At 72.4% G+C, this 25,339-nt stretch carries 23 protein-coding genes; 18 read left to right on the top strand and 5 right to left on the bottom strand.

Annotation, left to right across the window (positions count from 1 at the left end):
• The first annotated feature begins 272 nt into the window (after positions 1 to 272).
• Positions 273 to 1,895: a hypothetical protein gene (locus tag ABID81_RS03260; protein WP_354593401.1), complete on the top strand. Its 1,623-nt coding sequence runs from the start codon at positions 273 to 275 to the stop codon at positions 1,893 to 1,895.
• 15 nt (positions 1,896 to 1,910) lie between these two features.
• On the opposite strand, the gene ABID81_RS03255 is transcribed toward ABID81_RS03260, so the two are convergent.
• Positions 1,911 to 2,891, bottom strand: coding sequence for a cation diffusion facilitator family transporter (locus tag ABID81_RS03255; RefSeq protein ID WP_354593400.1), 981 nt, complete (start codon positions 2,889 to 2,891; stop codon positions 1,911 to 1,913).
• A gap of 325 nt (positions 2,892 to 3,216) precedes the next feature.
• On the opposite strand from ABID81_RS03255, the gene ileS reads away from it, so the two are divergent.
• The 4 genes from ileS to ndk all read left to right on the top strand — a co-directional run bounded on the left by ileS (position 3,217) and on the right by ndk (position 8,809).
• The gene (gene ileS, locus ABID81_RS03250) at positions 3,217 to 6,510 is read left to right on the top strand and encodes an isoleucine--tRNA ligase (protein ID WP_354593399.1); all 3,294 of its coding nucleotides are present in this window, start codon (positions 3,217 to 3,219) and stop codon (positions 6,508 to 6,510) included.
• Positions 6,507 to 7,901: a bifunctional folylpolyglutamate synthase/dihydrofolate synthase gene (locus ABID81_RS03245; protein ID WP_354593398.1), complete on the top strand. Its 1,395-nt coding sequence runs from the start codon at positions 6,507 to 6,509 to the stop codon at positions 7,899 to 7,901. Before ileS ends, ABID81_RS03245 begins: the two co-directional genes overlap by 4 nt.
• Positions 7,898 to 8,320, top strand: coding sequence for a DUF4233 domain-containing protein (locus ABID81_RS03240; RefSeq protein WP_354593397.1), 423 nt, complete (start codon positions 7,898 to 7,900; stop codon positions 8,318 to 8,320). The genes ABID81_RS03245 and ABID81_RS03240 overlap by 4 nt, the downstream gene beginning before the upstream one ends.
• A gap of 72 nt (positions 8,321 to 8,392) precedes the next feature.
• Positions 8,393 to 8,809 (top strand): nucleoside-diphosphate kinase, encoded by a 417-nt coding sequence (gene ndk, locus ABID81_RS03235; RefSeq protein WP_354593396.1) that lies wholly within the window; start codon positions 8,393 to 8,395, stop codon positions 8,807 to 8,809.
• A 79-nt stretch (positions 8,810 to 8,888) separates the two neighbouring features.
• Here the strand turns inward: ndk and ABID81_RS03230 are convergent, their stop codons facing one another.
• From ABID81_RS03230 to ABID81_RS03220, 3 genes are all read right to left on the bottom strand, one after another.
• On the bottom strand, positions 8,889 to 9,812 hold the full coding sequence (locus ABID81_RS03230) for a DsbA family protein (protein ID WP_354593395.1): 924 nt from the start codon (positions 9,810 to 9,812) through the stop codon (positions 8,889 to 8,891).
• Positions 9,813 to 9,969: 157 nt separating this feature from the next.
• Positions 9,970 to 10,599 carry a vitamin K epoxide reductase family protein gene (locus ABID81_RS03225; RefSeq protein WP_354593394.1) on the bottom strand — a complete coding sequence of 210 codons (630 nt, stop codon included), beginning with the start codon at positions 10,597 to 10,599 and terminating at the stop codon, positions 9,970 to 9,972.
• A gap of 105 nt (positions 10,600 to 10,704) precedes the next feature.
• Positions 10,705 to 10,887, bottom strand: coding sequence for a hypothetical protein (locus ABID81_RS03220; RefSeq protein ID WP_354593393.1), 183 nt, complete (start codon positions 10,885 to 10,887; stop codon positions 10,705 to 10,707).
• A gap of 322 nt (positions 10,888 to 11,209) precedes the next feature.
• Between ABID81_RS03220 and ABID81_RS03215 the strand changes: the two genes are divergently transcribed.
• The 5 genes from ABID81_RS03215 (at position 11,210) to ABID81_RS03195 (ending at position 18,125) form a co-directional block, all read left to right on the top strand.
• Positions 11,210 to 13,936 carry an Rne/Rng family ribonuclease gene (locus tag ABID81_RS03215; protein WP_354593392.1) on the top strand — a complete coding sequence of 909 codons (2,727 nt, stop codon included), beginning with the start codon at positions 11,210 to 11,212 and terminating at the stop codon, positions 13,934 to 13,936.
• Positions 13,937 to 14,005: 69 nt separating this feature from the next.
• A complete protein-coding gene (locus tag ABID81_RS03210) occupies positions 14,006 to 14,761 on the top strand; it encodes a hypothetical protein (RefSeq protein ID WP_354593391.1) in 756 nt (251 codons plus the stop codon).
• Positions 14,758 to 15,810 carry a permease gene (locus ABID81_RS03205; protein WP_354593390.1) on the top strand — a complete coding sequence of 351 codons (1,053 nt, stop codon included), beginning with the start codon at positions 14,758 to 14,760 and terminating at the stop codon, positions 15,808 to 15,810. The genes ABID81_RS03210 and ABID81_RS03205 overlap by 4 nt, the downstream gene beginning before the upstream one ends.
• A complete protein-coding gene (locus ABID81_RS03200) occupies positions 15,800 to 16,684 on the top strand; it encodes a TIGR03943 family putative permease subunit (RefSeq protein ID WP_354593389.1) in 885 nt (294 codons plus the stop codon). The genes ABID81_RS03205 and ABID81_RS03200 overlap by 11 nt, the downstream gene beginning before the upstream one ends.
• Before the next feature lie 31 nt (positions 16,685 to 16,715).
• Positions 16,716 to 18,125 carry a hypothetical protein gene (locus tag ABID81_RS03195; protein WP_354593388.1) on the top strand — a complete coding sequence of 470 codons (1,410 nt, stop codon included), beginning with the start codon at positions 16,716 to 16,718 and terminating at the stop codon, positions 18,123 to 18,125.
• A 49-nt stretch (positions 18,126 to 18,174) separates the two neighbouring features.
• Here ABID81_RS03195 and ABID81_RS03190 read toward each other — a convergent pair whose 3' ends face one another.
• Positions 18,175 to 18,447 carry a DUF4031 domain-containing protein gene (locus ABID81_RS03190; protein WP_354593808.1) on the bottom strand — a complete coding sequence of 91 codons (273 nt, stop codon included), beginning with the start codon at positions 18,445 to 18,447 and terminating at the stop codon, positions 18,175 to 18,177.
• A 177-nt stretch (positions 18,448 to 18,624) separates the two neighbouring features.
• On the opposite strand from ABID81_RS03190, the gene rplU reads away from it, so the two are divergent.
• The 8 genes from rplU to ABID81_RS03150 all read left to right on the top strand — a co-directional run bounded on the left by rplU (position 18,625) and on the right by ABID81_RS03150 (position 25,289).
• The gene (gene rplU / locus ABID81_RS03185) at positions 18,625 to 18,933 is read left to right on the top strand and encodes a 50S ribosomal protein L21 (protein WP_354593387.1); all 309 of its coding nucleotides are present in this window, start codon (positions 18,625 to 18,627) and stop codon (positions 18,931 to 18,933) included.
• Between the two features lie 18 nt (positions 18,934 to 18,951).
• A complete protein-coding gene (gene rpmA, locus ABID81_RS03180; RefSeq protein WP_194595457.1) occupies positions 18,952 to 19,218 on the top strand; it encodes a 50S ribosomal protein L27 in 267 nt (88 codons plus the stop codon).
• 144 nt (positions 19,219 to 19,362) lie between these two features.
• Complete coding sequence (obgE, locus tag ABID81_RS03175; protein ID WP_354593386.1) at positions 19,363 to 20,913, top strand: GTPase ObgE; 1,551 nt, start codon at positions 19,363 to 19,365, stop codon at positions 20,911 to 20,913.
• Entirely contained in the window at positions 20,910 to 21,725 is an 816-nt protein-coding gene (gene proB / locus ABID81_RS03170; RefSeq protein WP_354593385.1) for a glutamate 5-kinase, read from the top strand. Before obgE ends, proB begins: the two co-directional genes overlap by 4 nt.
• 93 nt (positions 21,726 to 21,818) lie before the next feature.
• Positions 21,819 to 23,087 (top strand): glutamate-5-semialdehyde dehydrogenase, encoded by a 1,269-nt coding sequence (locus tag ABID81_RS03165; RefSeq protein WP_354593384.1) that lies wholly within the window; start codon positions 21,819 to 21,821, stop codon positions 23,085 to 23,087.
• Between the two features lie 38 nt (positions 23,088 to 23,125).
• The gene (locus tag ABID81_RS03160; RefSeq protein WP_354593383.1) at positions 23,126 to 23,347 is read left to right on the top strand and encodes a hypothetical protein; all 222 of its coding nucleotides are present in this window, start codon (positions 23,126 to 23,128) and stop codon (positions 23,345 to 23,347) included.
• 17 nt (positions 23,348 to 23,364) lie between these two features.
• On the top strand, positions 23,365 to 23,991 hold the full coding sequence (gene nadD / locus ABID81_RS03155) for a nicotinate-nucleotide adenylyltransferase (RefSeq protein ID WP_354593382.1): 627 nt from the start codon (positions 23,365 to 23,367) through the stop codon (positions 23,989 to 23,991).
• Complete coding sequence (locus ABID81_RS03150) at positions 23,988 to 25,289, top strand: hypothetical protein (RefSeq protein WP_354593381.1); 1,302 nt, start codon at positions 23,988 to 23,990, stop codon at positions 25,287 to 25,289. The genes nadD and ABID81_RS03150 overlap by 4 nt, the downstream gene beginning before the upstream one ends.
• Positions 25,290 to 25,339 lie beyond the last annotated feature (50 nt).

Here is a 25,339-nt window from a genome sequence, read left to right as displayed (position 1 = left end):
GTCGTACGCGGTCGACGCGCCCGAGACCGCACCCGGAGGTGCGTCACGACGTGCCCCGAGGAGGAGACCGCGACCGACCGCGCCGTCCGGCGGACGAGGGGGCCTCACCCCTCCGGATGACCTTCGGTCACGGACCGGTCACGGCGTGAGGATTCGTCGTCATGGGTCGCTAGCGTCACAGGTGTCGGACCGGAACGCCGGGCCGACGGCCGGTGGCCCGGGGTGGGTCAGGGCGACCGGCCCACCCTGACTCACTGACAAGGACAACACTCATGAAGAAGACCGTGTCGACCGCCACCGCGCTGTCGACGGCCATCGTCATCGCCCTGGGGGGCATCGCACTGAGCGGGCAGGCGGCACTCGCCCAGCCGGCCGTCGAGTCGGGGGGCGACCTCGCCCGCCCGCAGGGAGACCTCGTCTCGACCGACGGGGGCGAGGAGGCTCAGGCTCCGGTCGCCGTCACGCCGACACCGGAGGCGTCCGAGGCCGCCGAGGAGGCGCCCGCGACGGCCCCGGAGGCGTCCGCGCCGGCCGAGGAGGCGCCTGCGACGGCCCCGGAGGCACCCGTGGCGACCGAGGAGCCCGCCGTGCCCGCCGACGAGGTGCCGGCGTCCGAGGGGCAGGCCGACGTCGAGGCCGACGAGCAGGCGGCCCTCGTCGCCCCCGAGGCCCCCGTCGTGGAGTCTCCGGCACCCGACGCCTTCGTCTCGGTCTCGACGGCCGAGGGAGCCCAGGGGTCCACGCTCCCCGTGACGGTCGCGGGGACCGCCGCCCCGAGCGCCGTCGTCACGATCACCTTCGAGCGCCTCGAGGCGGACGGCGCCTCGGCCGATCCGGTCACGGTCGGCACCGACGACGCCGGCCGGTGGACCGCGACCACGAGGCTGGCGAGCGGGGACTGGTCGGTGACGACCACGCAGCACCTCGTCGACCCCGCCGGTGAGCGCGCCAGCGAGGACTCGCCCGCGTCGACTCCGGTCGAGTTCCGGGCCGTCGCCGTGACGCTCCCGGCACCCACGCTCGACGGACCGGCGGCCGGCGACCGGTTCGCGGCCGTCGGGGGAGGAGAGGCCGCCGTCGCCGTGACCGGGGGTGGTGAGCCGGGTGCCCGCGTGCGGCTGGCGGCCGTCGCCGCGGACGGGACCGACGTCGACTACGACGGATCCGTCCCGGTCGACGAGGCCGGCCGGTGGACCGCCACCGTCCGGGTGCCCGTCGGGACCTGGACCCTCGGTGCGATCCAGGACGTCGTGGTCGACGCGGTCACCACGCGGACGTCGCCGAACGCCCTGGGGGGGACCTTCGTCGTCGAGGCCCGCGACCGCCTCGCGGCGCCCGTCGTCCTGTCGCCCCGGGCAGGCGACCGGTTCGAGCAGGCGTCCGACCTGGCTCCCGGCTACGTCGACACCGTCTTCGAGGGCACCGGGGAGCCCGGCGCGTTCCTGCTGCCCTTCTCGGGCACCCGTGCCGAGGTCGACGACTTCCTCGCCGTCGTCGCGACCGAGCCGATCCCGGGCTACGACTTCCCGATCGTGGTCGGCGCGGACGGGACCTGGAAGATCTACGGAGCCGAGCTGCCGGGTGACTACCTCTTCACGGCGGTGCAGTACGACCCGGCCTTCACGGCCCCGGTGGTCTCGGCCGGCGCGGACACGGTCGCCTACTCGGTCGGTGCGCCGGCCGAGGTGCCGGCCGGGACGGGTGGCCCGGGCGTGACGCCGGTCGTGGTGGCGACCGGCTCCGGGCTGCCGGTCCGTGCCGTGACGAACGCCACGGGCCTGGCCTACACGGGCGCGTCCGAGTCGGCGCCGTGGGCGGGCCTGGCCGGGCTGGTGCTGGTGGGCCTCGGGGCCGCGACCGTCCTCGTCACCCGGCGTCGCGCCTCCCGGGGCTGAGCCGCCGCGCGACCGTCAACGACGAGCCGGGTCGGACGCCCCCGCGGGCGTCAGGCTCGGCTCGTCCGGCGTGGAGAGGGTCAGCACGGCCTCTTCGACGGCGTCGTGGTCCTCGAGCTCCCGCTCGACCCGCCGCAGTGCCACGGCGACGTGCTCCTCGCGATCGTTGCCGGTCATGTCGACCGCGGCGACCAGGTAGAGCCGGCCGGGGCCCACGAACTCGGTGTGCAGGTAGGTCACGCGAGCGATCTCGGGGCGGGCCAGGAGGCGCTCGAGGACGGTCGACTCGAGTTCGTCCGACGGGCTCTCGCCGACGAGGAACCTGCGGTTGCGGTCGACCAGCACGAGAGCGACGACGCCCAGCAGCACGCCGACGGCGATCGACCCCACGGCGTCGAACACCGCCGACCCGGTGATCTGGTGCAGGAAGATGCCGAGGAACGCGATGAGCAGTCCGACCAGGGCGGCCGCGTCCTCGGCGAAGACGGCCCGCAGGGTCGAGTTCGAGCTGCGCAGGACGAAGCGCAGGGTCGGGGCGCCCCGCTCGCGGGCCGAGCCCCTGGCCTGTCGGAAGGCCTGGAGGAAGGACGTGCCCTCGAGCGCGAACGCGATGGCCAGCACGACGTAGTTGATCAGGTAGTCCTCGGCCTGCTCGTCGGCCGTCAGCTGCGAGATGCCGTGCTGGATCGAGACGACGGCGCCCACGGTGAACAGGCCGAAGGCCGCGAACATCGACCAGACGTACGTCTCCTTGCCGTAGCCGAGCGGGTGCGCGTCGTCGCGCCGCTTGACGCCGCGCTTGTCGGCGATGAACAGGAAGATCTCGTTGCCGGTGTCCGCCCACGAGTGCGCCGACTCGGCGACCATCGAGGCCGACCCCGTCAGGAACGCGGCGACCGTCTTGGCGACGGCGATCAGCAGGTTGGCGAGGAACGCCACGATCACGGTGACCGTGCTCTCGGGCTTGGCCGGCGGGGCGGACGGGGTGGAGGACATGGCCTCGATCCTGCTCCTCGCGACGGCCTCGCGCCTCCTCGGCTCTGACGGTAGGATCGGACACGCGTCGATCCGGCCATCACCGGGGAGCACCCGGAAGAAAGCGACCGGCGGGCCACGGCCCGGTGGTCGTCGGTAGAACCGGGCGGGGCAGGCCCGTCACAGCCGGAGCAGAGCGGTCACGGTCACCGTCCGAGAGGGCGGGGTCGGTGACAAGCGGGGTGGTACCGCGCCCCCGGGTCACGCACCCGGACGGCGTCCTCGTGGTCAGAAGGTCCCTCGGCCGGAACAGCGGGGGCGACCCACCGCACGACCTGGAGAACCGATGACCTACCCCAAGGGTTCCGACGCCACCGGCGTCCCCGCCTCGCCGCGATTCCCCGAGATCGAGACCGGCGTCCTCGCGGCCTGGAAGCGCGACGACACCTTCGCCGAGTCGATCCGCGCCCGCGAGGGATGCACCGAGTGGGTCTTCTACGACGGCCCGCCGTTCGCCAACGGCCTGCCGCACTACGGCCACCTGCTGACCGGCTACGCCAAGGACGTCTTCCCGCGGTACCAGACGATGCGCGGCAAGCAGGTGCACCGACGCTTCGGCTGGGACACCCACGGGCTGCCCGCCGAGCTCGAGGCCATGCGCCAGCTCGGGCTGACCGAGAAGCACGAGATCGTCGACATGGGCATCGACGTGTTCAACGCCGCCGCCCGCCGCTCGGTGCTGCAGTACACCGACGAGTGGCAGCGGTACGTCACCCGGCAGGCCCGCTGGGTCGACTTCGAGAACGACTACAAGACCCTCGACGTCGACTACATGGAGAGCGTCGTCTGGGCCTTCAAGCAGCTGCACGACAAGGGCCTCGCCTACGAGGGGTTCCGGGTGCTGCCCTACTGCTGGCACGACCAGACCCCCCTGTCGACCCACGAGTTGCGCATGGACGACGACGTCTACAAGACGCGCCAGGACCAGACCGTCACCGTCGCGTTCCCGTTGGTCGGGGCCAAGGCCGAGGCGCTCGGCCTGACCGGCGTCGAGGCGCTCGCCTGGACCACCACCCCGTGGACCCTGCCGACCAACCTGGCGCTCGCCGTGGGCCCCGGCATCGAGTACGTCGCCGTCCCGCACGCCCTGCTGCCCGGTGAACGCACCGGAGACCAAGAGCTGTTGACGGGCAGCGTGTTCCTGCTCGCGGCCGACACGCTCGCCGCCTACGCACGAGACCTCGGTTACGACACTCCCGAGGCCGCCGCAGCCGCCGTGACCGCGACCTTCACGGGAGCCGAGCTCGAGGGCGTCGAGTACGACCGCATCTGGGACGTCTACGCCGACACGGACGCCTGGGGCACCGAGAACGCCTGGCGCGTGCTGGTCGCCGACTACGTGGCGACGGGCGAGGGCACCGGCATCGTGCACCAGGCCCCCGCCTACGGCGAGGACGACCAGCTGGTCTGCGCGGCCGCCGGCATCCCCGTGATCGTCTCGGTCGACGACGGCGGGCGATTCCTGCCGATGTTCGACGAGCTGGGCGTGGCCGGGGTGCAGGTGTTCGACGCCAACAAGACCCTCGTGCAGCGCCTGCGGGCCGACGGCCGCCTGGTGCGCCTCGCCAGCTACGAGCACAGCTACCCGCACTGCTGGCGCTGCCGCAACCCCCTCATCTACAAGGCGGTGTCGAGCTGGTTCGTGCGCGTCACCGAGTTCCGCGACCGCATGGTCGAGCTCAACCAGCAGGTCACCTGGGTGCCCGACAACGTGAAGGACGGCCAGTTCGGCAAGTGGCTGGCCGGTGCCCGCGACTGGTCCATCTCGCGCAACCGCTTCTGGGGTTCGCCGATCCCCGTGTGGAAGAGCGACGACCCCGCCTACCCGCGCGTCGACGTCTACGGGTCCCTCGCCGAGATGGAGGCCGACTTCGGCCGCCTGCCGACGAACGCCGACGGCGAACCGGACCTGCACCGCCCCTACATCGACGAGCTCACCCGGCCGAACCCCGACGACCCGACGGGGCAGAGCACCATGCGCCGCATCGAGGACGTCCTCGACGTCTGGTTCGACAGCGGATCGATGCCGTTCGCGCAGGTCCACTACCCGTTCGAGAACGAGCGGTGGTTCGACGAGCACAGCCCCGCCGACTTCATCGTCGAGTACATCGGCCAGACCCGCGGCTGGTTCTACACGCTGCACACCCTGTCGACCGCGTTGTTCGACCGTCCGGCCTTCTCGAACGTGGTCAGCCACGGCATCGTGCTCGGCTCCGACGGCCAGAAGATGTCGAAGAGCCTGCGCAACTACCCCGACGTCAGCGAGGTCTTCGACCGCGACGGGGCCGACGCCATGCGGTGGTTCCTCATGTCGAGCTCGGTCATCCGCGGGGGCAACCTCGTCGTCACCGAGGAGGGCATCCGCGAGGGCGTCCGGCAGTTCCTGCTGCCGCTCTGGAGCACCTGGTACTTCTTCTCGCTCTACGCCAACGCCGCGTCGGGAGGCGCGGGTCGCCACGCCGCCGCGGGGTACGACGCGCAGTGGCGCACCGACTCGAGCGACGTCCTCGACCGGTACCTGCTGGCGAAGACGCGCCTCCTGGTCACCGACGTGCAGGCGGCGCTGGACGCCCTCGACACGCCCCTCGCCACGGCGACGCTACGCGACTTCGCCGACGTGCTCACCAACTGGTACGTCCGTCGGTCGCGTGATCGCTTCTGGTCGGGCGACGACCCGGTCGCCTTCGACACCCTGTACACGGTGCTCGAGACGCTCACCCGGGTCGCGGCGCCCCTCGCCCCGCTCGTCGCGGACGAGGTCTACACGGGCCTCACCGGCGGGCGCTCGGTCCACCTGACCGACTGGCCCGACGCCTCGGCGTTCCCCGCCGACGACGCCCTCGTCGACGCGATGGACGCCGTGCGTGCCGTCGCCTCGAGCGGACTGGCGCTGCGCAAGGCCCAGGGGCTGCGGGTGCGCCTGCCGTTGGCGAGGCTGACGGTGGTCACGCCCGACCCGGCCGCCCTCGAGGCGTTCGCCGACATCGTGCGCGACGAGCTGAACGTCAAGGAGGTCGTGGTGACCCAGCTGACGGAAGAGAGCCTCGGCGAGTACGGGGTCACCCGCAAGCTCACGGTCAACGCGCGGGCCGCCGGTCCACGCATCGGCCGGCAGGTCCAACAGGTCATCCCCGCGGCGAAGAAGGGCGACTGGCAGCCCGCGGGCGAGAACGTCGTCGTCGGCGGGGTCGAACTGCTGCCGGGCGAGTTCAGCCTCGAACTGGCCGTCGCCGACTCGTCGAGCGCGCTCTCGTTCGTCGGTGACGGCGGCTTCGTGCTGCTCGACACCGCGACGACGCCCGAGCTCGAGGCCGAGGGGCTGGCGCGAGACGTCGTCCGGGCCGTCCAGCAGGCCCGCAAGGTCGCCGACCTCGACGTGTCCGACCGCATCGCGACCAGGCTGACGACCGACGCCGCGGCGGCCGAGGCCGTCGAGGCCCACCGCGAGCTGATCTCTCGCGAGACCCTGACCACCGAGCTGACCGTCGACGTCCACGAGGGCGTGGGCGACCGGCCCGAGAAGACCGTCGTCGGATCGGGCCCCGGCTCGGCCGTCGTCGTGGAGGTGCGACGCGCATGACCCCGAAGAACGACGACCGGGCCGCCGACGCGGGCGACGAGTTCGCCGAGGGCGCCCGTCGCGTGTACGACGAGCTGCTCGCGCGGATCGGCGAGCAGGCGCCCCAGCCGCGGCTCGAGCCGACCCGACGCGCCGTCGAGCTGCTGGGCGACCCGCAGCGGGCGTACCCCGTCATCCACCTCACGGGGACGAACGGCAAGACATCGACCAGCCGCATGATCGAGAGCATCCTGCGGGCGCACGGCCTGCGCACCGGGCTCATGACGAGCCCGCACCTGGTGCGCCTGAACGAGCGAATCGTCGTCGACGGCGAGCCGATCAGCGACGAGCGTCTGGTCGCCAACTGGGACGACATCCAGCCCTACCTGACGATGGTCGACACCGACCTCGAGTCCTCCGGGGAGCCGGCCCTGACCTTCTTCGAGGCCCTGACGGTGCTGGCGTTCGCGTGCTTCGCCGACGCCCCCGCCGACGTCGTCGTGCTCGAGGTCGGCATGGGTGGCGAGTGGGACAGCACCAACGTCGCCGACGGGCAGGTCGCGGTCTTCACCCCGATCGCCCTCGACCACCAGGCCCGGCTCGGGTCGACCGTGGCCGAGATCGCCCGGACCAAGGCCGGCATCGTCAAGCCGACCGCGGCCGTCGTGTCGGCCTCGCAGACACCGGAGGCGCTGGCCGAGATCGAACGCGCCGTCGAGTTGAGCGAGGGGTCGCTGAGCGTCGAGGGCACGGCCTTCGGCGTCGAGTCGACGACCGTCGCCGTCGGCGGCCAGGTCGTGACGATCCGCGGGCTCGCGGGTCGGTACGACGACCTGCTGCTGCCGCAGTTCGGCGACCACCAGGCCCAGAACGCGGCCGTGGCCGTCGCCGCGGTCGAGTCCTTCCTCGGCGGAGGGTCGCAGCCGCTCGACCACGACGTCCTCGCCGAGGGCCTCGCGAGCGCGACCTCACCCGGCCGGCTGCAGATCGTGGCCAACGAACCCACCATCCTCGTCGACGCCGCGCACAACCCGCACGGCGCCCGCGCCCTCGCGAAGGCGCTCGACGACTACTTCCAGTTCGGGGGCGTCGTCGCCGTGCTCGGCGTGCTCGCCGACAAGGACGCGGCGGGCATCGTGCGCGCCCTGGCGCCCACGGTCACCCAGTTCGTCGTGACCAGTTCGCAGTCCGACCGGTCGATCGACGCCGACGAGCTCGCCGCCATCGCGGTGGGCGTCGTGGGGGCCGACCGCGTCGTGGTCGAGACCGACCTCGTGGCCGCGCTTCGCACCGCCCGCGACCTGGCCGACGAGGTCGAGGGCGACGAGCCCGGCGGTGTCGTCGTCACGGGGTCGATCACCCTGGTCGGTGACGTCATCGCCTTGTCGCAGCAGCCCGAGGGCCTCTCGTGACGACGGCGCCGCCCCCCGCGGGCGCCGGTGCGACCGGTCGGCCCCCGCGTCCTCGCCGGCGTCGGGGAGCCGTCGAGAGCCTGCTCTCGATCGTCCTGGTGCTCGAGGCCATGACCCTGTTCTTCGTCACGCTCGTCGTGTTCGGACGACAGCTGCTGCCCGCCGGCGTGGCCTGGGGCTGCGGCCTCGGTGCCATCGTGCTGACGCTGCTGATCTCGCAGACCCTGCGCTGGCGCTGGGGCGTCGCCCTGGGGTGGCTCGTCCAGCTCGGCCTCGTCGCGTGCGGGTTCCTCGATCCGGTCATGTTCGTCGTCGCCGCCCTCTTCGTCGCGATCTGGACCTACTGCCTCGTCAAGGGCACGCAGCTCGACCGCATGAACGCGGCCCGACTGCGTGAGACGCCCGGCGACGCGGCCTGACCGCGCCCCGCACCCCCCGCCCGCCGGGCCACCCGCTCCGGCAGCCATCCGCCACCCACCGAAAGAGGAGCAATGTCCGATCTCGAAGAAACCCTCGTCCTCGTCAAGCCCGACGGCGTCGCCCGCGGCCTGACCGGCGAGATCCTCCGCCGCATCGAGGCCAAGGGGTACTCGCTCGTCGACGTCCGCCTCGTGCAGGCCGACCGCGACCTGCTCGCGAAGCACTACGAAGAACACGTCGGCAAGCCCTTCTACGAGCCGCTCGTCGAGTTCATGCAGAGCGGCCCGACCGTGGCGCTGCGCATCGCCGGCGACTCCGTCATCGCGGGCTTCCGCTCGTTGGCCGGCACGACCGACCCGACGACCGCGGCCCCCGGCACCATCCGCGGTGACCTCGGCCGCGACTGGGGCCTCAAGGTGCAGCAGAACCTCGTGCACGGCAGCGACGGCGCCGAGAGCGCCGCGCGCGAGCTGGCCCTCTGGTTCTGAGCCGGGGGTGACCGACCGAGCCCGCGCCTCCTGAGTCGATCAGGAGGCGCGGGCTCGGTCGTCCGCGCCGGTCGCGCGCTCAGGGGGTCGGCGTCGCCGTCGACCCCTCGGTCTCGCCGGTGCTGGTGTCGCCGGTCGGCTGGCCGCCCTGGACCTCGGCGACGAACTGGGCGAACGCGCTCGCGTCGGTGAGCGAACCCTGGTACTGCTGGCCGTTCACGAGGACGAGCGGCGTGCTCGACAGCTTCGCGAGCGACGAGTTCGGGATGGGGTCGTTGAGGGCGCGCTGGGTGGCCGAGGCGACCCAGTCCTCGAAGTCGCCACCCGTGATGCACGAGGCGATCTGGTCGTCGGTCGCCCCGGCGCCCTGCACCAGCGTGACGAGTTCGTCGTTCGTCAGGCCCCGCGTGTTCTCTTCGGGTTGCTGCGCGAACAGGGCGGTGTTGACGTCGAGGGCCTTGTCGGGCTCGTAGTTCGCCACGCACGCGAAGGCGTTGGCCGCCCGCGTCGAGTACCGGCTGCCCTGCGAGGCGTTGTCGAGGAACCCGATGGGGTGGATCGCCAGCGTGGCGGCGCCGCTCGAGACGGCCTCTTCGAGCTGGGCGGCGTTCGTCGTGTCGAACTGGCCGCAGTAGGGGCACATGTAGTCGAGGTAGACGACGATCGACGGGACGGCGCCCGATGCGCTCGGGGCGGGCGTCGGGGTCGCGTCGGCGGCGAGGGCGCTGCTCGGCACGGCCGTGACCGCCCCGTTCGACCCTTCGAGGAGCAGGCCGTCGCTCGCCATGTTGGCCGGACCGGGGCCGGCCGGCTTGATCGACTGCGAGATGACGAGCCCCACGATCGCGAGCACCGCCACGACGCCGAGGACGAGGCCGCCCTGCACCAGCCACTTGTTGCGTCGGCGCCGACGGGCCTCGGCCTCGCGCGTGATGCGGGCCTTCTCTCGGGCCGCCTCTCGGCGCTCCTTCTTGGTGGCCGGGGAGTCGTTGGGTGGAGTCATCAGTCCTCGTCGTGGTCCGGGGGTCGTCAGGACAGGGTGCCGAGGTCGTCCTTGATTCCGCTGAGAACGACCTGGGCGCGCCGGGCGACGGCGGGTGGAGGCGTCCCGGGCGACGAGGGGAGGCGCGGGGCGGCCGGGCCGCGTCAGCCGGCCGTCGTCAGCCGAACAGCGTCGGCAGCAGCAGGGGGAACACCACGACGATCGTCGTGGCGACGACGACGTAGTTCAGCACCGGCAGCACCCACGAGTACGGCAGGAACCTCGCGGCGACCCGCTGGAGCCCGCCCTCGTGGACGGTCACGCCCCGGGCGGCCGCCCAGACCGTGAAGACCCAGAAGAGCGGGATGGTGACGAGCCAGACGAGCATGCACCACGGGCAGAGGGCGCCGATGACGAACACCGTCTGGGTGAACAGCCACGTGACGAAGACCCAGGCGAGCAGCAGGCCGACGTTGAAGGCCCACCAGAACCACCGGGCGAAGCGGGCGCCGGCGAGCAGCCCGAGGCCTACGGCGACGGGAGCGGCGAAGCCGACGAGGCCGAGGATCGGGTTCGGGAAGCCGAAGAGGGACGCCTGCCAGCTCGCGATGACGGGTGAGCAGCCCACGAACGGGTTGACGTCGCAGCCGAGCGCCGCGCCCGGGTCCTCGAGCAGCCGGAACTTGTCGAGCGTGAGGGCGAAGGCTCCGAGCAGACCGCCGAGACCGGCGACGACGAGCAGGACGGCCGTGACGAACGGGGTGCGGCCGGTGGGCAGGGTCACGGCCCGGGGCGTCTCGACGGTCACGGTCAGCAGTATCGCACGGCCCGACTCGACCTCGGGTCGACCCAGAGGGCCCCCGGGCGTGCGATAATCGAGCCAGTCGTGGGGCCCAGGCCCCGAGATCCAGGCTTACCGGGCAGTGCCGGCCGCCGTCGTCACGCGAGAGATCGCGGTGTCGACCAGGTCGAGCGGAAACCGGGCCAGAGCGCAGGCGCTCACCGTCGGATGGCCAGTTCCGAACCAGCAAGGCGACACGAAGAACAGCACGTCGACGAACGACATCGAGGGCGACGACCGCAGGTCGGTCGACACCCCGGGTGACCGAACGTGACGTGTCCGACAAGGCGCGCCGTGAGAGGGCGCGGTGGTCAGGGGCAGGTGCGACGTCACCGCCAGGCCACGACACGAGAATTCCTGCCGACGGCATGGCCTCGGCGGGGCGAGGAGCGCACCGCAAGTGGTGAACGACAACACAGACAACGACGGACGTCCGAAGAAGAGAAGGGGATTGTTCGCAGGCCTCAGGGCACGCCAGGCGGCGTTGGACGCCGCCCCGGCGGCAGCCCCCGACGCTCAGCGACGAGAACCCACCCCACCCGTCCGGACGACAGACGACGCCCAGGAGGCATCCCCCGTGACCCACGAGACCGTGACCACCGACGAGCAGGTCGCGGCCCAGGCCCCGACCGCCGAGCAGAGCGCGACCGACGCCGTCGCCCAGGCGTTCGTCGCCGGGGCGGCCCGGCCGTCCGCGGACGACGAGGCGACGGGTGACGAGGCGTCCGCGTCGCCGATCCCGGCGAACCTGACGACCACGTCGCTCATCTTCCACGCGCCCGAGATCACCGTCCTCCCGGCTCGTCCCGGTCGACGCCAGCGCGACGACCGCTACGACCGTGACGACTCGTGGGACGACGACCGTGAGGGCGACGACCGCGACGACCGCGACGACCGCGACGACCGCGACGACCGCGACGACCGCGACCAGCAGCCCGCCTCGCGACGCCGCCAGCGCGGCCGCTCGCAAGACCGGGAGGAGCGCGACGCCGAGCCCCGGGGTCGCGACCGCGACCGGGCCCCTCGTCAGGCCGAGCTCATCACCGAGCCGCAGCGCATCAAAGGCTCGACCCGGCTCGAGGCCAAGAAGCAGCGTCGTCGTGACGGGCGCGACGCCGGTCGTCGACGCACGGTCATCACCGAGGCCGAGTTCCTCGCGCGCCGCGAGAGCGTCGACCGCAAGATGATCGTCCGCTCGTCGGGCGACCGCATCGAGATCGGCGTGATGGAGGACGGCACCCTGGCCGAGCACTACGTCGCCAAGGCCCAGAACGTCTCGCTCATCGGCAACGTGTACCTCGGTCGCGTGCAGAACGTGCTGCCCAGCATGGAGGCGGCCTTCGTCGACATCGGACGCGGCCGCAACGCCGTCCTGTACTCGGGCGAGGTCGACTGGGACTCCCTGTCGACGGGCAACCAGCCCCGCCGCATCGAGCTGGCCCTCAAGCCCGGCGACCGCGTGCTCGTCCAGGTCACGAAGGACCCCGTCGGCCACAAGGGCGCCCGGCTGACCAGCCAGATCTCGCTGCCGGGCCGCTACCTCGTGTACGTGCCCAACGGGTCGATGAACGGCATCAGCCGCAAGCTGCCCGACACCGAGCGTGCGCGCCTGAAGAAGATCCTCAAAGAGGCCCTGCCCGAGAACACCGGCGTCATCGTGCGCACGGCGGCCGAGGGCGCGACCGAAGAGCAGTTGACCCTCGACGTCAAGCGCCTGACCAACCAGTGGGCCGACATCGAGAAGAAGGTCGCGGCGGGCAACGCCCCGAATCAGCTGCACTCCGAGCCCGACCTCCTCATCAAGATCGTCCGCGACGTCTTCAACGAGGACTTCCACGAGATGGTCATCGACGGCGACGAGGCGTTCGAGACGCTGCAGTCGTACCTCTCGGCCGTGGCGCCCGACCTCATGGACCGCGTCAAGCGCTACGAGGGCGACAAGGACGCGTTCGACGAGTACCGACTCAACGAGCAGATCGAGAAGGCGCTCGACCGCAAGGTCTGGCTGCCGTCCGGCGGCTCGCTCGTCATCGACCGCACCGAGGCCATGACCGTCGTCGACGTCAACACCGGCAAGTTCGTCGGCTCGGGCGGCAACCTCGAAGAGACCGTCACGAAGAACAACCTCGAGGCCGCGGAAGAGATCGTCCGCCAGCTGCGCCTCCGCGACATCGGCGGCATCATCGTCGTCGACTTCATCGACATGGTGCTCGAGTCCAACCGCGACCTCGTGCTCCGTCGCCTGGTCGAGTGCCTCAGCCGCGACCGCACCAAGCACCAGGTGGCCGAGGTCACCTCGCTCGGGCTGGTGCAGATGACGCGCAAGAAGCTGGGCCTCGGCCTGGCCGAGTCCTTCTCCGAGGCCGGCAGCGCGGCGCGCGTGCAAGAGCAGCAGCCCCGCAAGGGCGGCCAGCAGGGCGATCGTCGACGCGGCGGTCAGGCCGGCGGGCCGGGCAAGTCCGGCGGCAACGGCCACAACACGGGCGCCGGTGCCGGCACCGCGCCGCAGTCCGGTCGAGGCGGCCCCGCCTCGCCCGCCGGCGGCTCGCACCCCACGACCGGCACCCACGCCATCACCGACGACGTGAAGAACGCCCTCTCGCGCATCGCGGCGAGCACCATCGCCCACGCCGAGGACGGCGGCGCGAAGGACGACGACGCGGCCAGCCAGGCCGCCGCCGCCGTCGAGGCCGCCATCGACGCCGCCGCGGCGAGCGCCGCGAAGGCCGAGCCGGCCGCGGAGGCACCCGTCGACGCCGGTGACGAGGGTCGCCGTGGTCGCTCGGGACGCAAGGGCCGTCGTGGCTCGTCGCGCGCCCAGCGCGAGGCCGGTGAGGGCACCGACGGGTCGGCACCCGCCGAGTCGCCCGCGTCCGAGCAGGGCGTCGGGGTGATCGAGGTCCCGGCCGCGGCCCCGGCCGAGCGCACGGCTCCGGCCGAGCCCGCCGTCCCCGCCGCGAGTGCGCCCGTGGACGAACCCACGGAGGCGCGGGTCGAGAAGACCACGGAACGTCGCCGCTCGTCCGCGACGGTCTCGACCCCGGACGCGACGGTCGCGATCCTCGACATCCCGGTCGCCACGACCCGTCGCGAGCCCCGTCGCATCAGCAGCCAGGACGCCGAGCAGCTGCTCGACTCCGTCCTGGGCGCACTGCCCGAGCCGAAGCAGCCCGGCCAGGGTCGTTCGCGCTCGCGCCGCGCCTCCAGCCAGGGCACGACCGCGGCGGCCCCCGTCGAGCCGACGGCAGCCGGCGAGTCCGGCCCGTTCATCCTCGGCGTGGGGGTCAGCTCCGACGATCTGTGAGTCGTCTAGGGTGACTTCGTGCCCCTGACCCAGCCCGGAACCACGACCGTCAGGTCGAGGCTCCGGGCTGTGTCCGTCGCGGTCTCCGGGCCCGAGGGGCGCGAGCGCGTGCTCACCGCGGGCACGGCCCTCGTGGTGGTGCTGGTCGCCCGCTTCGCCCTGGGGCTCGTCGCGCTCGTCGGTTCGGCGGTCGGCTTCTCGGTGACGGCCTTCCCCAGCGGGTTCGTCGCGACGCCCGTCGGGCAGTTCCTCGGCAGCTTCGCGTTCTACCCGTTCCCGTTCTACGTCGCCTCGTTCGTGGTGCTCGTCGCCGTCCGACCGCTGACGCCGCGGTCCGACCTGCGCACCGTGGTGCGTCACGCCGCGTTCGCGGGCGGTGTCGGCACCGTCGCCCTGGCGGTCGTCGGCATCGTGCCGGGCATCGTCCTCTCGATCAGCGGCGGCACCTGGGTCAACCTCGCGCTCTACCTCACGACCATCCCGCTCTCGGCCGGCATCGTCGACACGGCACTCCTCGTCGCCGGTGCGGTCCTCGCCCGGCTGTGGACCGGTGGCGGCGACGGCGACGAGGTGTGGGCGGTCGAACCCGTGGCCCGGGTCGACGAGGGCGAGGCGGACGCCGCCGCGACGGTCCTCGACCACGACGTCGCGCCTCCCGTCGTGGACGACGACCGGTTCACCCGCGTCCCGACCGTCCGCGCCGCGGGTCCTTCGACCCCCGTCGTCCCGCCCGAGCGTCCCGTCGTCCCCGCACACCCCGCCCCCGCGCCCGAGGACTGGTCGCGCTTCGCGCCCCCGGCCGCGCCGCGCGAGGACGACCGGTGAGCGCTCCCGTCCGCGAACGAACCGCCCACGCCGGGCACGGCGCCGGTCGGCGCGCCCGTCGCGCACCGTCGCGCGCCCCGCTGCTCGTCGCCGGCGGGCTCGTGCTCGCCGTGCTCGTGGCCGTCCGGCTCGCGTCGTCGCTGCTCGGCCCGGGGCTGCTGCCGAACGCCCTGCAGGACTTCGTCACGCTGACCATCAGCGTCATCGTCGAGTCGATGCCGTTCGTGCTGCTCGGCATCGTGCTGTCGATCGTCGTGCAGGAGTGGCTGCCGCAGGCGTTCTTCTCGTCATGGCTGCCGAAGCGCGGCCTGCCGCGTCGGGCCGTCATCTCGTTCCTCGGGATGTTCCTGCCGGTCTGCGAGTGCGGCAACGTGCCGCTGGCGCGCGGTCTCGTGCTCAAGGGCTTCACGGTCTCGGAGTCGATGACCTTCCTGCTCGCGGCGCCCATCCTGAACCCGATCACGATCATCACGACGCACCAGGCGTTCGGGTGGGACGGCGGCATCCTGGTCGCGCGCTTGATCGGTGGCTTCGTCATCGCGAACCTCATCGGATGGCTGTTCAGCAAGCACCCGAACCAAGAGAGCCTGCTCACGCCGTCGTTCGCGGCCGAGTGCCGGGTGGACGACGGGCACGGTCACGGCCGTGGTCGCACCGCCAAGAGCGTCGACCTGTTCCGTCGCGAGATGTCGACGATGATGCCCGCGCTCTTCGTCGGCGCCGCCGTCGCGGGCGCGATCCAGACGATCGTGCCGCGATCGGTGCTCGTGACCCTCGGCAGCAACCCGGTGTGGTCGGTGCTGGCGATGATGGTGCTGGCGTTCGTCATCTCGATCTGCTCCAACGTCGACGCCTTCTTCGTGCTGCCGTTCGCCTCGACCTTCATGCCCGGCGGCATCGCCGCCTTCCTCGTCTTCGGCCCGATCATCGACGTCAAGATGCTCGCCCTGCTGCGGACGACGTACACGCCCAAGGTGCTCGGTCAGGTCACCCTCGTGGTGGCGCTGACGAGCGCCGCGATCGGACTGGTGGTCAACTATGTCGCCTAGCCCCGCCCACGGCCCCCTGCGCCGTCTCCTCGACCGGTGGCAGGGGGTGCTGCTGACGCTCGTCGTCGGCGTCGCCACCCTCTGGCTCGCCGCGACCGGGCAGCTCGTGCTCTACATCCACCCGCGCTACGACGTCTTCACGGTCGTGATGATCATCGTCGGCATGCTGCTGTCACTTGCCACGCTCGCCCTCTCGCCCGCCCGCGGCGACGACGGGCACGACCACGCCGACCACGCCGACCACGACGGGCCTCGTCACGACGCCCGCCTCGAGGCCGCCACGGTCCCCGCCGCCGAAGACGGACCGCGCCCCCCGCGAGGTCGCCCGGTGGCCTCCGGGCTCCGACGCGTCGCCTTCTCGGCAGGCGTCGTCGTCACGACGGCGATCGCGATCGCCGTCGTCGCCCTGCCCCCGGCGACCCTCACGAGCGCCACGGCCGGCCAGCGCGACGTGAACTCGTCGACCGCGGCGCTGGACCGGACGACCGTCGCGGACGCGGAGGGCGCCTCCTCGGACGCCTACCGGTCGTTCAGCGTCCTCGACTGGGCGGGCCTGCTGCGGCAGACGACCGACCTCGCGTTCTACCAGGGCAAGACCGCCGACGTCGTCGGGTTCGTCACGCCGTCGGACACCGATCCGGACGACGTGTTCTACGTGTCGCGCTTCGTCGTCACGTGCTGTGCCGTCGACGCCCAGCCCGTCGGCGTGCCGGTGTACCTGCCGGGCTGGCAGGACCAGGTCGCCGCCGACGACTGGGTCGAGGTCACGGGCGGCTTCGACACGAACCGCAGCAGTGCGAGCCAGGACCCGATCGCCCTCGTGCCCGACGAGGTCACCACCGTGGGACAGCCCAGTGACCCGTACCTCTACTGAGGACGGGCGGGGCCGGGCTGCGACGGGCGGTGTGACGCCCGACCCGTTCGCGTCCGACCCGGTCTTCCTCACCGAGCAGGACGCGCGCGAGGCCCAGGCCCGCTGGCGCACCCGCTGGATCGCCGTCGTCACGGTGCTCGCTCTCGTCTGCGCCGCCTTCGTGGGGCTCACGTACTTCCAGGGGCCGAGGGTGAGCGACACCCAGGTCGACGCGGCGGCGACCGTCGAGCGCCCGGGGCAACAATTGAGGGTGTTCGCGAACCAGGCCGTCTCTCACGTCGACCCGTCACAGGTCGTCGTCTCGCCGGCGACCGCGTTCACGGTCCAGACCTCGGGTGACGTCATCGCCGTGACCTTCACCGACCGGCTCGACCACGACACCGACTACCGGGTCGTCATCGACGGCGTCTCGAGCGTCTACCAGCGGCAGACGTCGACCCTGGAGGCGCGGTTCAGCACGCCCCCGGCGACGCTCTGGCGGCTCGTGCGAGGCACGGGCGGGGCCGACGACCGCATCGAACGGGCCGGGCTGCGCGGCTCGGACCGCACGACGGTGTGGTCGGCACCGCGCATCCAGGCCTACGAGGTCTTTGACTCGGCCGTCGCGGTGGTCACCGACGACGGGGCCCAGAGCGTCCTCAGCCTCGTGTCGCTCGACGGCGCGGCGGTGGAGACGCTCCCGGTGCCCGACCAACCGGGGTTGATCACGCGCTTCGCGGCCGACGCCGCGACCACGACGTTGGCCTTCTCGTTCCGGCCGACGGGTTCCGACGTCGAGACGCTCTACACGCTGCCCCTGCAGGGGCAGCGGGCGGTGGCCCCGGTGCTGTCCCTCGCCGGTCAGCCCGTCGAGCCGGCCGACTGGGCGTTCGTCCCGGGCGAGGACGACGTCGTCGTGCAGGCCCTCGACGACTCCGTCAGCCTCATCGACCTCTCGGGCGTCGATCCCGTCCGGCCGTTGGGCACCTACTCGCTGCTGCAGGGCGTCTCGCTCGACGGGACGACCGTGATCGCCGCGTCGAGCATCGCGTCCATGGTCGTCGACCTCGCCACGGGTGACGAGCGCCCTCGTGCCCCCGCCCCCGTCGACGGCGTGCTGCCCTTCGCCGGGCCGCTCGTCGCCCTCGACGCCGACCACGTCGTCCAGCAGGTCTCGGTGCCGTCGGACGACGGCCTGACCTACCGCACGCTCGTCGTGGCCGACGACGGCGCGACGTCCCGGACGCTCTGGCAGCCGCCGAGCGCGTCGGGCGTCGTCGAGGGGTTCGGCGTCTCGCCCAACGGCCAGTACCTGGCGGTCCAGTCGGTCGGCGAGGCGACGGCGCCGACCGACTACTCGTACACGATCGACCCGGTGGCCGACGGGGTGACGACGACCATCGTCGACATCGCCTCGGGGGCGGTGCTGGCCAGCTACGACGGGTTCGACACCGCCTGGTGAGGGGATGGGGCGGCCGATCGCCCGGGCGGCCGGGCGGTCGGTCGGCTGGTCAGGCCGTCAGGCCCCGCTTGACGCGCTGCGAGACCCTCAGGCCGCTGCGTTCGAGGCGCCGGGCGAGCTCGAGGCCCGTGACGGCGACCGCGCCCCCGTCGATCAGATCGGCCCGCCGGGACTCGGGGACGTCGTAGTGGTCGTGGTCGAAGCCGCGCCGCGGGATGCCGTGCCGTGCGGCGAACTCGTGCAGCTCGTCGTACGAGGCGTCGCTCACCAGGTGCGCCCACAGGGTGTCGTGGGCCGGCCACACGGCCTCGTCGATCAGGATCACGCCCTGGATGCTAGTCGCCGACCGCGTCCGGGTGCCGGGCTGGTCCGCGATCGGGGCGACCGCCCGGGCGCCGGGCGCGTTGACGGCCCGAGAGGCCCCCTGTACGATGGGCGGTTGGTGCGCGCCGGTCCAGGGCCGCGATGTGCCGCACACCCCAACTCTTAAGGAACAGACATGGTCTACGCAGTCGTGCGCGCCGGTGGTCGGCAGGAGAAGGTCGAGGTCGGCACGATCGTCACCCTCGACCGCCTCAAGGCCGCCGAGGGCGACTCCATCACCCTCCCCGCCGTGCTGCACGTCGACGGCGACACCGTGACCTCGGCGGCGGACGCCCTCGCGGGCGTCACCGTGACGGCCGAGGTGCTGAACGACCTGCGCGGCCCGAAGATCGTCATCCAGAACTACAAGAACAAGACCGGCTACAAGCGTCGCATGGGCTTCCGTGCCGACCTGACCCGCGTCAAGATCACCTCGATCGACTGAGCAAGGGGCTGAGAACACATGGCACACAAAAAAGGCGCATCGTCCACCCGCAACGGCCGTGACTCGAACGCACAGCGCCTCGGCGTGAAGCGCTTCGGCGGCCAGGTCGTGCTCGCCGGCGAGATCATCGTCCGCCAGCGCGGCACCCACTTCCACCCCGGCGTCAACGTCGGCCGCGGCGGCGACGACACGCTCTTCGCCCTCGCCCCCGGCTCGGTCCAGTTCGGAGCCAAGGGCGGCCGCAAGGTCGTCAACATCGTCGCGGCCGAGACGGCGACGGTCTAGCACGACCACGCGGCGTCGACACCCGGCCCGCATCGGCGACCCCTCGAGGGTCGCTCCGTCTGGGGCGAGCATCCTGCTCGCCCCAGACGTGTTTGACCCGGGCAGCTCGCACCGGCACGCACAGACAAAGAGATCAAGCACCCCATGGCCACATTCGTCGACCAAGTGACCCTCCACCTCCGCGCCGGCAACGGCGGCAACGGCTGCGTGTCGGTCAAGCGCGAGAAGTTCAAGCCGCTCGCCGGCCCCGACGGCGGCAACGGCGGTCACGGCGGTGACGTCGTCATCGTCAGCGACACCGGCGTCACGACGCTGCTCGGGTTCCACCGGGCGCCCCACCGCTCCAGTGACAACGGCGGCTTCGGCATGGGCGACCACCGGGCCGGCACGAACGGCGAGACCCTCGAGCTCGTCGTGCCCGTCGGCACGGTCGTCAAGTCCGCCGACGGCGTCGAGCTCATCGACATGGTCGAGCCGGGCATGCGCTACGTCGCCGCCGAGGGCGGCATCGGCGGCCTCGGCAACGCGGCCCTCTCGTCCACGAAGCGCAAGGCCCCCGGCTTCGCCCTGCTGGGCACCCCCGGCTGGGCCGGCGACGTCCTGCTCGAGCTCAAGGTCGTCGCCGACGTGGCCCTGGTCGGCTACCCCTCGGCCGGAAAGTCGAGCCTCGTCGCCGCCCTCTCGGCCGCGAAGCCGAAGATCGCGGACTACCCGTTCACGACCCTGCACCCCAACCTCGGCGTTGTGGAGTCGGGCGACACCCGCTACACCGTCGCCGACGTCCCGGGCCTCATCGAGGGCGCCAGCGAGGGGAAGGGGCTCGGGCTCGAGTTCCTCCGCCACGTCGAGCGCTGCTCGGCCCTGCTGCACGTGCTCGACTGCGCGACCCTCGACCCCGGCCGCGACCCGCTGACCGACCTCGACGTGATCCTCCGCGAGCTCGAGGCATACCCGGTCCCCGACGGGCAGAAGCCCCTGCTCGAGCGCCCGCAGCTGATCGCCCTCAACAAGGTCGACGTGCCCGACGGGCGCGAGCTGGCCGACTTCGTCACGCCCGAGCTCGAGGCCCGCGGGTACCGCGTGTTCGAGATCTCGGCCGTCAGCCACGAGGGGCTGCGCAACCTGTCGTTCGCCCTGGCCGAGGTCGTCGAGGCCAGCCGGGCCGAGATCGCCGCCCGACCCGCGCCTCCTCGCATCGTCATGCGCCCGCGCGCCGTCAACGAGAAGCCCTTCGTCATCCGCGTCGAGGGCGGCACGTACGGCAACGTGTACCGCATCCTCGGCCAGAAGCCCGAGCGCTGGGTCGTGCAGACCGACTTCAACAACGAAGAGGCCGTGGGCTACCTCGCCGACCGGCTCAACGCCATCGGCGTCGAGGACGCGTTGTTCAAGGCCGGGGCTCAGGCCGGCTCGACGGTCGTCATCGGCCCCGAGGGCGGCATCGTCTTCGACTGGGAGCCCACCCTGACGTCGACGGCCGAACTGATGACCAGTGCCCGCGGCACCGACCCCCGACTCGTCCAGAACGACCGTCCGACCCGCAACCAGCGTCGCGAGGAGTACTTCGAGCGCATGGACGCCAAGGCCGAGGCCCGCGCCGAGCTGCAGCGTGAGCGGGCCGCCGGCCTCTGGACCGACGACGAGGGGTTCCTCGTGAAAGAGGGCGACGAGGTCGAAGGCGACGAGCGGGCGTGACCGGGGGCGTCCTCGACCGCGCCGGCATCGCCGGGGCCCGCCGCATCGTCGTCAAGGTCGGCTCGTCGTCGATCAGCGGCGAGAACGCGGGGCAGATCGAACCACTGGTCGACGCCCTGGCCTCGGCCTACGGACGCGGCGCCCAGGTCGTCCTCGTGTCGTCCGGCGCCATCGCCACCGGTCTGCCGCACCTGCGGCTCGACGCGCGTCCGACCGATCTCGCGACCCAGCAGGCGGCCGCCGCGGTCGGGCAGAACGTCCTCATCTACCGGTACCAGCAGAGCCTGCGGCGGTACGACATCGTCGCCGGCCAGGTGCTCCTCACGGCCGGCGACATGCAGAACGCGACCCACCGCAGCAACGCGCAGCGTGCCATGGAGCGCCTGCTCGACCTGCGCATCCTGCCGATCGTCAACGAGAACGACACGGTCGCCACCCACGAGATCCGGTTCGGTGACAACGACCGGCTCGCGGCGTTGGTGTCGCAGTTGATCGGTGCCGACGCCCTCGTGCTGCTCAGCGACGTCGACGCTCTCTACACCCGACCGCCGCACGAGCCGGGCGCGGTCAAGATCGTCGACGTGCCCTTCGGCGACGACCTCGACGGCGTCACCTTCGGCGCCGCGGGTGCGGCCGGGGTCGGCACGGGAGGCGCGGGCACGAAGGTCGCGGCGGCCCGGTTCGCGGCCGAGGCGGGCACCCCCGTCCTCGTGACCAGCACGGGCAACGTCGCCAGGGCCCTCGCCGGCGAGCACGTCGGCACGTTCTTCGAGGCGGCGGACGCCGGGTCGACGGTCGAACGCTCGGCCTGACCCGCGCCTCCCGGGCCGGCCGCCGGTCCGATCGACCGGCGACGAGCGGGGAGGGCCTCGCGGGACGGGGGAGCGGCGGCATAGGCTTCGACCATGTCCCTCATCGCCGCACCGGCCCCGTCGCTCACCGACAAGTTGACCGCGGCCAAGGCCGCCTCCCGCGTGCTCGCGACGGCGACCGCCGACCGCAAGGACGAGGGGCTGCGGGCGATCGCCGCCGCCCTCGTCGCGAACGCCGACCGCATCGTCGAGGCCAACGCGCTCGACCTCGCGAACGCCCGTGAGAACGGCGTCGGCGCCTCGCTGCAGGACCGCCTGCGGCTCGACGCCGTCCGTCTGGCCGGGCTCGCCGAGGCCACCGAGCTGGTGGCCTCGCTCGTCGACCCGGTGGGTGAGTCGGTGCGGGGCAAGGTGCTGCCGAACGGGCTGCGACTCGACCAGATCCGGGTGCCGTTCGGCGTGGTGGGCGCGATCTACGAGGCCCGGCCCAACGTGACGGTCGACATCGCGGCGCTGGCGCTCAAGAGCGGCAACGCGGCCGTCCTGCGGGGCGGCAGCGCGGCCCGGCAGTCCAACCGCGTGCTGGTCGAGGTCATGCGCGAGGCGCTGACCGGGGTCGGCCTGCCCGCCGACGCCGTCGTCACCGTCGACGAGTTCGGCCGAGACGGGGCGGGTGAGCTGATGCGGGCGAGGGGACTGGTCGACGTGCTGATCCCGCGCGGCAGCGCCGAGCTGATCGAAACGGTCGTCCGCGAGTCGAAGGTGCCGGTCATCGAGACGGGGGCGGGGGTGGTCCACGTGTTCCTCGACGCCAGCGCCGACGAGACCTGGGCCGTCGACATCGTCCGGAACGCCAAGGTGCAGCGGCCGAGCGTGTGCAACGCCCTCGAGACGCTGCTCGTGCACCGTGACGCGGCCGAGCGCCTGCTGCCGCCGGTGCTGGGTGCCCTGCGCGCCTCCGGGGTGACGATCCACGGTGACGAGCGCACCCTCGAGGTGTTCCCCGACGGCGTTCCCGCGACCGACGACGACTGGGCGACCGAGTACATGGGGCTCGACCTCGCCGTGCGCGTCGTGGCGGACGTCGACGAGGCCATGGAGCACATCGCCCGGTGGTCGACCCATCACACCGAGTCCATCGTGACCGCCGATCTCGCGACCGCCGAGAGGTTCCTGGCCGAGGTCGACAGCGCCGTCGTCATGGTGAACGCGTCGACCCGCTTCACCGACGGTGGCGAGTTCGGCTTCGGGGCCGAGGTGGGCATCTCGACCCAGAAGCTGCACGCCCGCGGCCCCATGGGGCTCGCCGAGCTCACGAGCAGCAAATGGGTCGTGCGGGGCCAGGGGCAGGTCCGCGGGTAGACTGAGCGTCGATCGTCATCGCCTGAACGGGAGAACCCATGCTCGACGCCTCGCTGCTGCTCGCCGGAGCCCACGAAGAACTCGCACCGCTGATCGCCCCGGCCCCGGTCATCGCCGGCGTGTTCGCCGTCGCGTTCCTCGCGCTGGGCTACGTGGTCTTCAGCTACCGCGACGTCGCGAACCGGTCGCTGCGCAAGGCGAACAAGCTCGACCACCACGACGGCCCGATCGACGAGTTCGGTCACCCCGAGCAGCACTGACCGCCGGGGCCACCGAGATGGTCGTTGCGGGCACGACCGTGCCCGACGGCGAGGGGGTCAGGCGACCCCGCGTCGGCATCATGGGCGGCACGTTCGACCCCATCCACCACGGGCACCTGGTCGCCGCGAGCGAGGTCGCGCAGTCGTTCCACCTAGACGAGGTCGTGTTCGTGCCGACCGGTCAGCCGTGGATGAAACCCGAGGTCAGCGAGGCGGAGCACCGCTACCTCATGACGGTCATCGCGACGGCGTCAAACCCGACCTTCACGGTCAGCCGGGTCGACGTCGACCGCGAGGGGCCCACCTACACGATCGACACCCTGCGCGACATCCGCCGGCTGCGCCCGACGGCCGAGCTGTTCTTCATCACCGGGGCCGACGCCGTCGCGCAGATCCTCGACTGGAAGGACGTCCAAGAGCTCTGGGACCTCGCCCACTTCGTGGCCGTCTCGCGGCCGGGGCACGACCTCAGCGTTAGCGGTTTGCCCGAGAGCGACGTAAGCTTGCTCGAAGTCCCCGCACTGGCCATCTCGTCGACCGATTGCCGCGCCCGGGTGGGTCGAGACTTTCCGGTGTGGTACTTGGTCCCCGACGGCGTCGTCCAGTACATCTCCAAGCACCATCTGTATCGGAGCGTTTCATGAGCACGTCCGACGGTCAGCCGCCCCTCACCAGGCGACAGATCCGCGACCTCGAGCGAGCCCGCGAGGCCGGCCAGGCCGTCACCGGTGCCGTGCCGGTGGCATCCGCCTCGACCTCCGCGCCCGAACCGACGTCCACGCCCGGTGCCGTGTCGACGCCCGCACCGGCCTCGGCGCCCGAGCCCACGCCGGCCCCCCGGTCGGCCGTCGCCTCGACGGGCGACGCGCCGCTGCCCGCGCCCGTCCCGTCGGCGCAGTCTCGCACCGACGTCCCTCCCCCCGCTCCGGGGTCGGTGGTCGACCCCGGCACCGGCCTCACCCGTCGTCAGATGCGTGCCCTGCGTGACGCCGACCAGAGCCGCGGCGCCTCGCCGGTACCCCTGCAGGCCCCGGCCCCCGAGCCCCGCCGTCCCCTCGCGGACGCCCTGAACACGGTGGACGAGATCGCTCCGGCAGCGGCCCGGCCCTCGTCGGCGCCGTCGGGCTCGCCGTCGGCCGGCGCTCGTCCCGCGTCGGCGCCCGCACCTCGACCGTCGTCGGCCGACGACGCGTCGGACGTCGACGCCTCGGAGGTCGTGCCCGGTCCCCGTCGAACGGGGCAGGCCCCGGTCGCACCGCCGGTCACCTCGGCACCCGCCCCGACGTCGACACCCACCGTGTTCCCCTTCGCGCTCACCGACGAGCAGGGCCGCGGGCCGCAGTCGTCGCCGAGCGCGCCTCCCGCGCCGTCGCGTCCGACGACGTCGGCACCTCGCCCGTCGGCCGGGGCGTCCGGCGCGGCCTCGGGCTCCGCCTCGGACGACCGTCGCGACGACTCGTCCGACGCCGTGCCCGTCGTGCCGCCCGGCCACTGGTCGGCCCAGTCCGACGAGCCCGACGCACAGTCGGTCCCGGGTCGTCAGCTCGGCACGAGCACGGGGCAGCAGAACGCCCTCATCCTCACCGACGCCCAGGTCGCGGACGTCACCGGTGCCCTCAACGCCACCGGCGAGATCATCATCACGGGGTCCATCGACCTGCCCCGCAGCCTGGCGTCGACCGGCTCGCAGGCCCGAATCGACAACTCCGACATGGACCGCATCCTCGAGCAGGGCGATGCCGAGCAGGCCTCGAGCGACGCCGAACCGGTCCGCGCCAGCCGGGCGATCAGCACGCACACGTCCACGCGGGCTGTCGTGCTGGCCGCCTCGCAGCCCAAGGGCAACCACCTGCCGCTGATCCTGGGCATCTCGGGCGGCGTGCTCGGCCTGGGTATCATCGGTCTGATCATCGGCGGCTTCGCCACCGGGGTGCTGGGCTGACGCCCGACCCACCCGAACCGACCCCGGTCGGCCCTCACCCGCACCACCGA

It is taken from the genome of Frigoribacterium sp. PvP054 (assembly GCF_040547465.1).
Classification (GTDB): domain Bacteria; phylum Actinomycetota; class Actinomycetes; order Actinomycetales; family Microbacteriaceae; genus Frigoribacterium.
The sequence above is the reverse complement of the archived record's forward strand: the minus strand, read 5'-3'. Positions and strand labels throughout refer to the sequence as shown.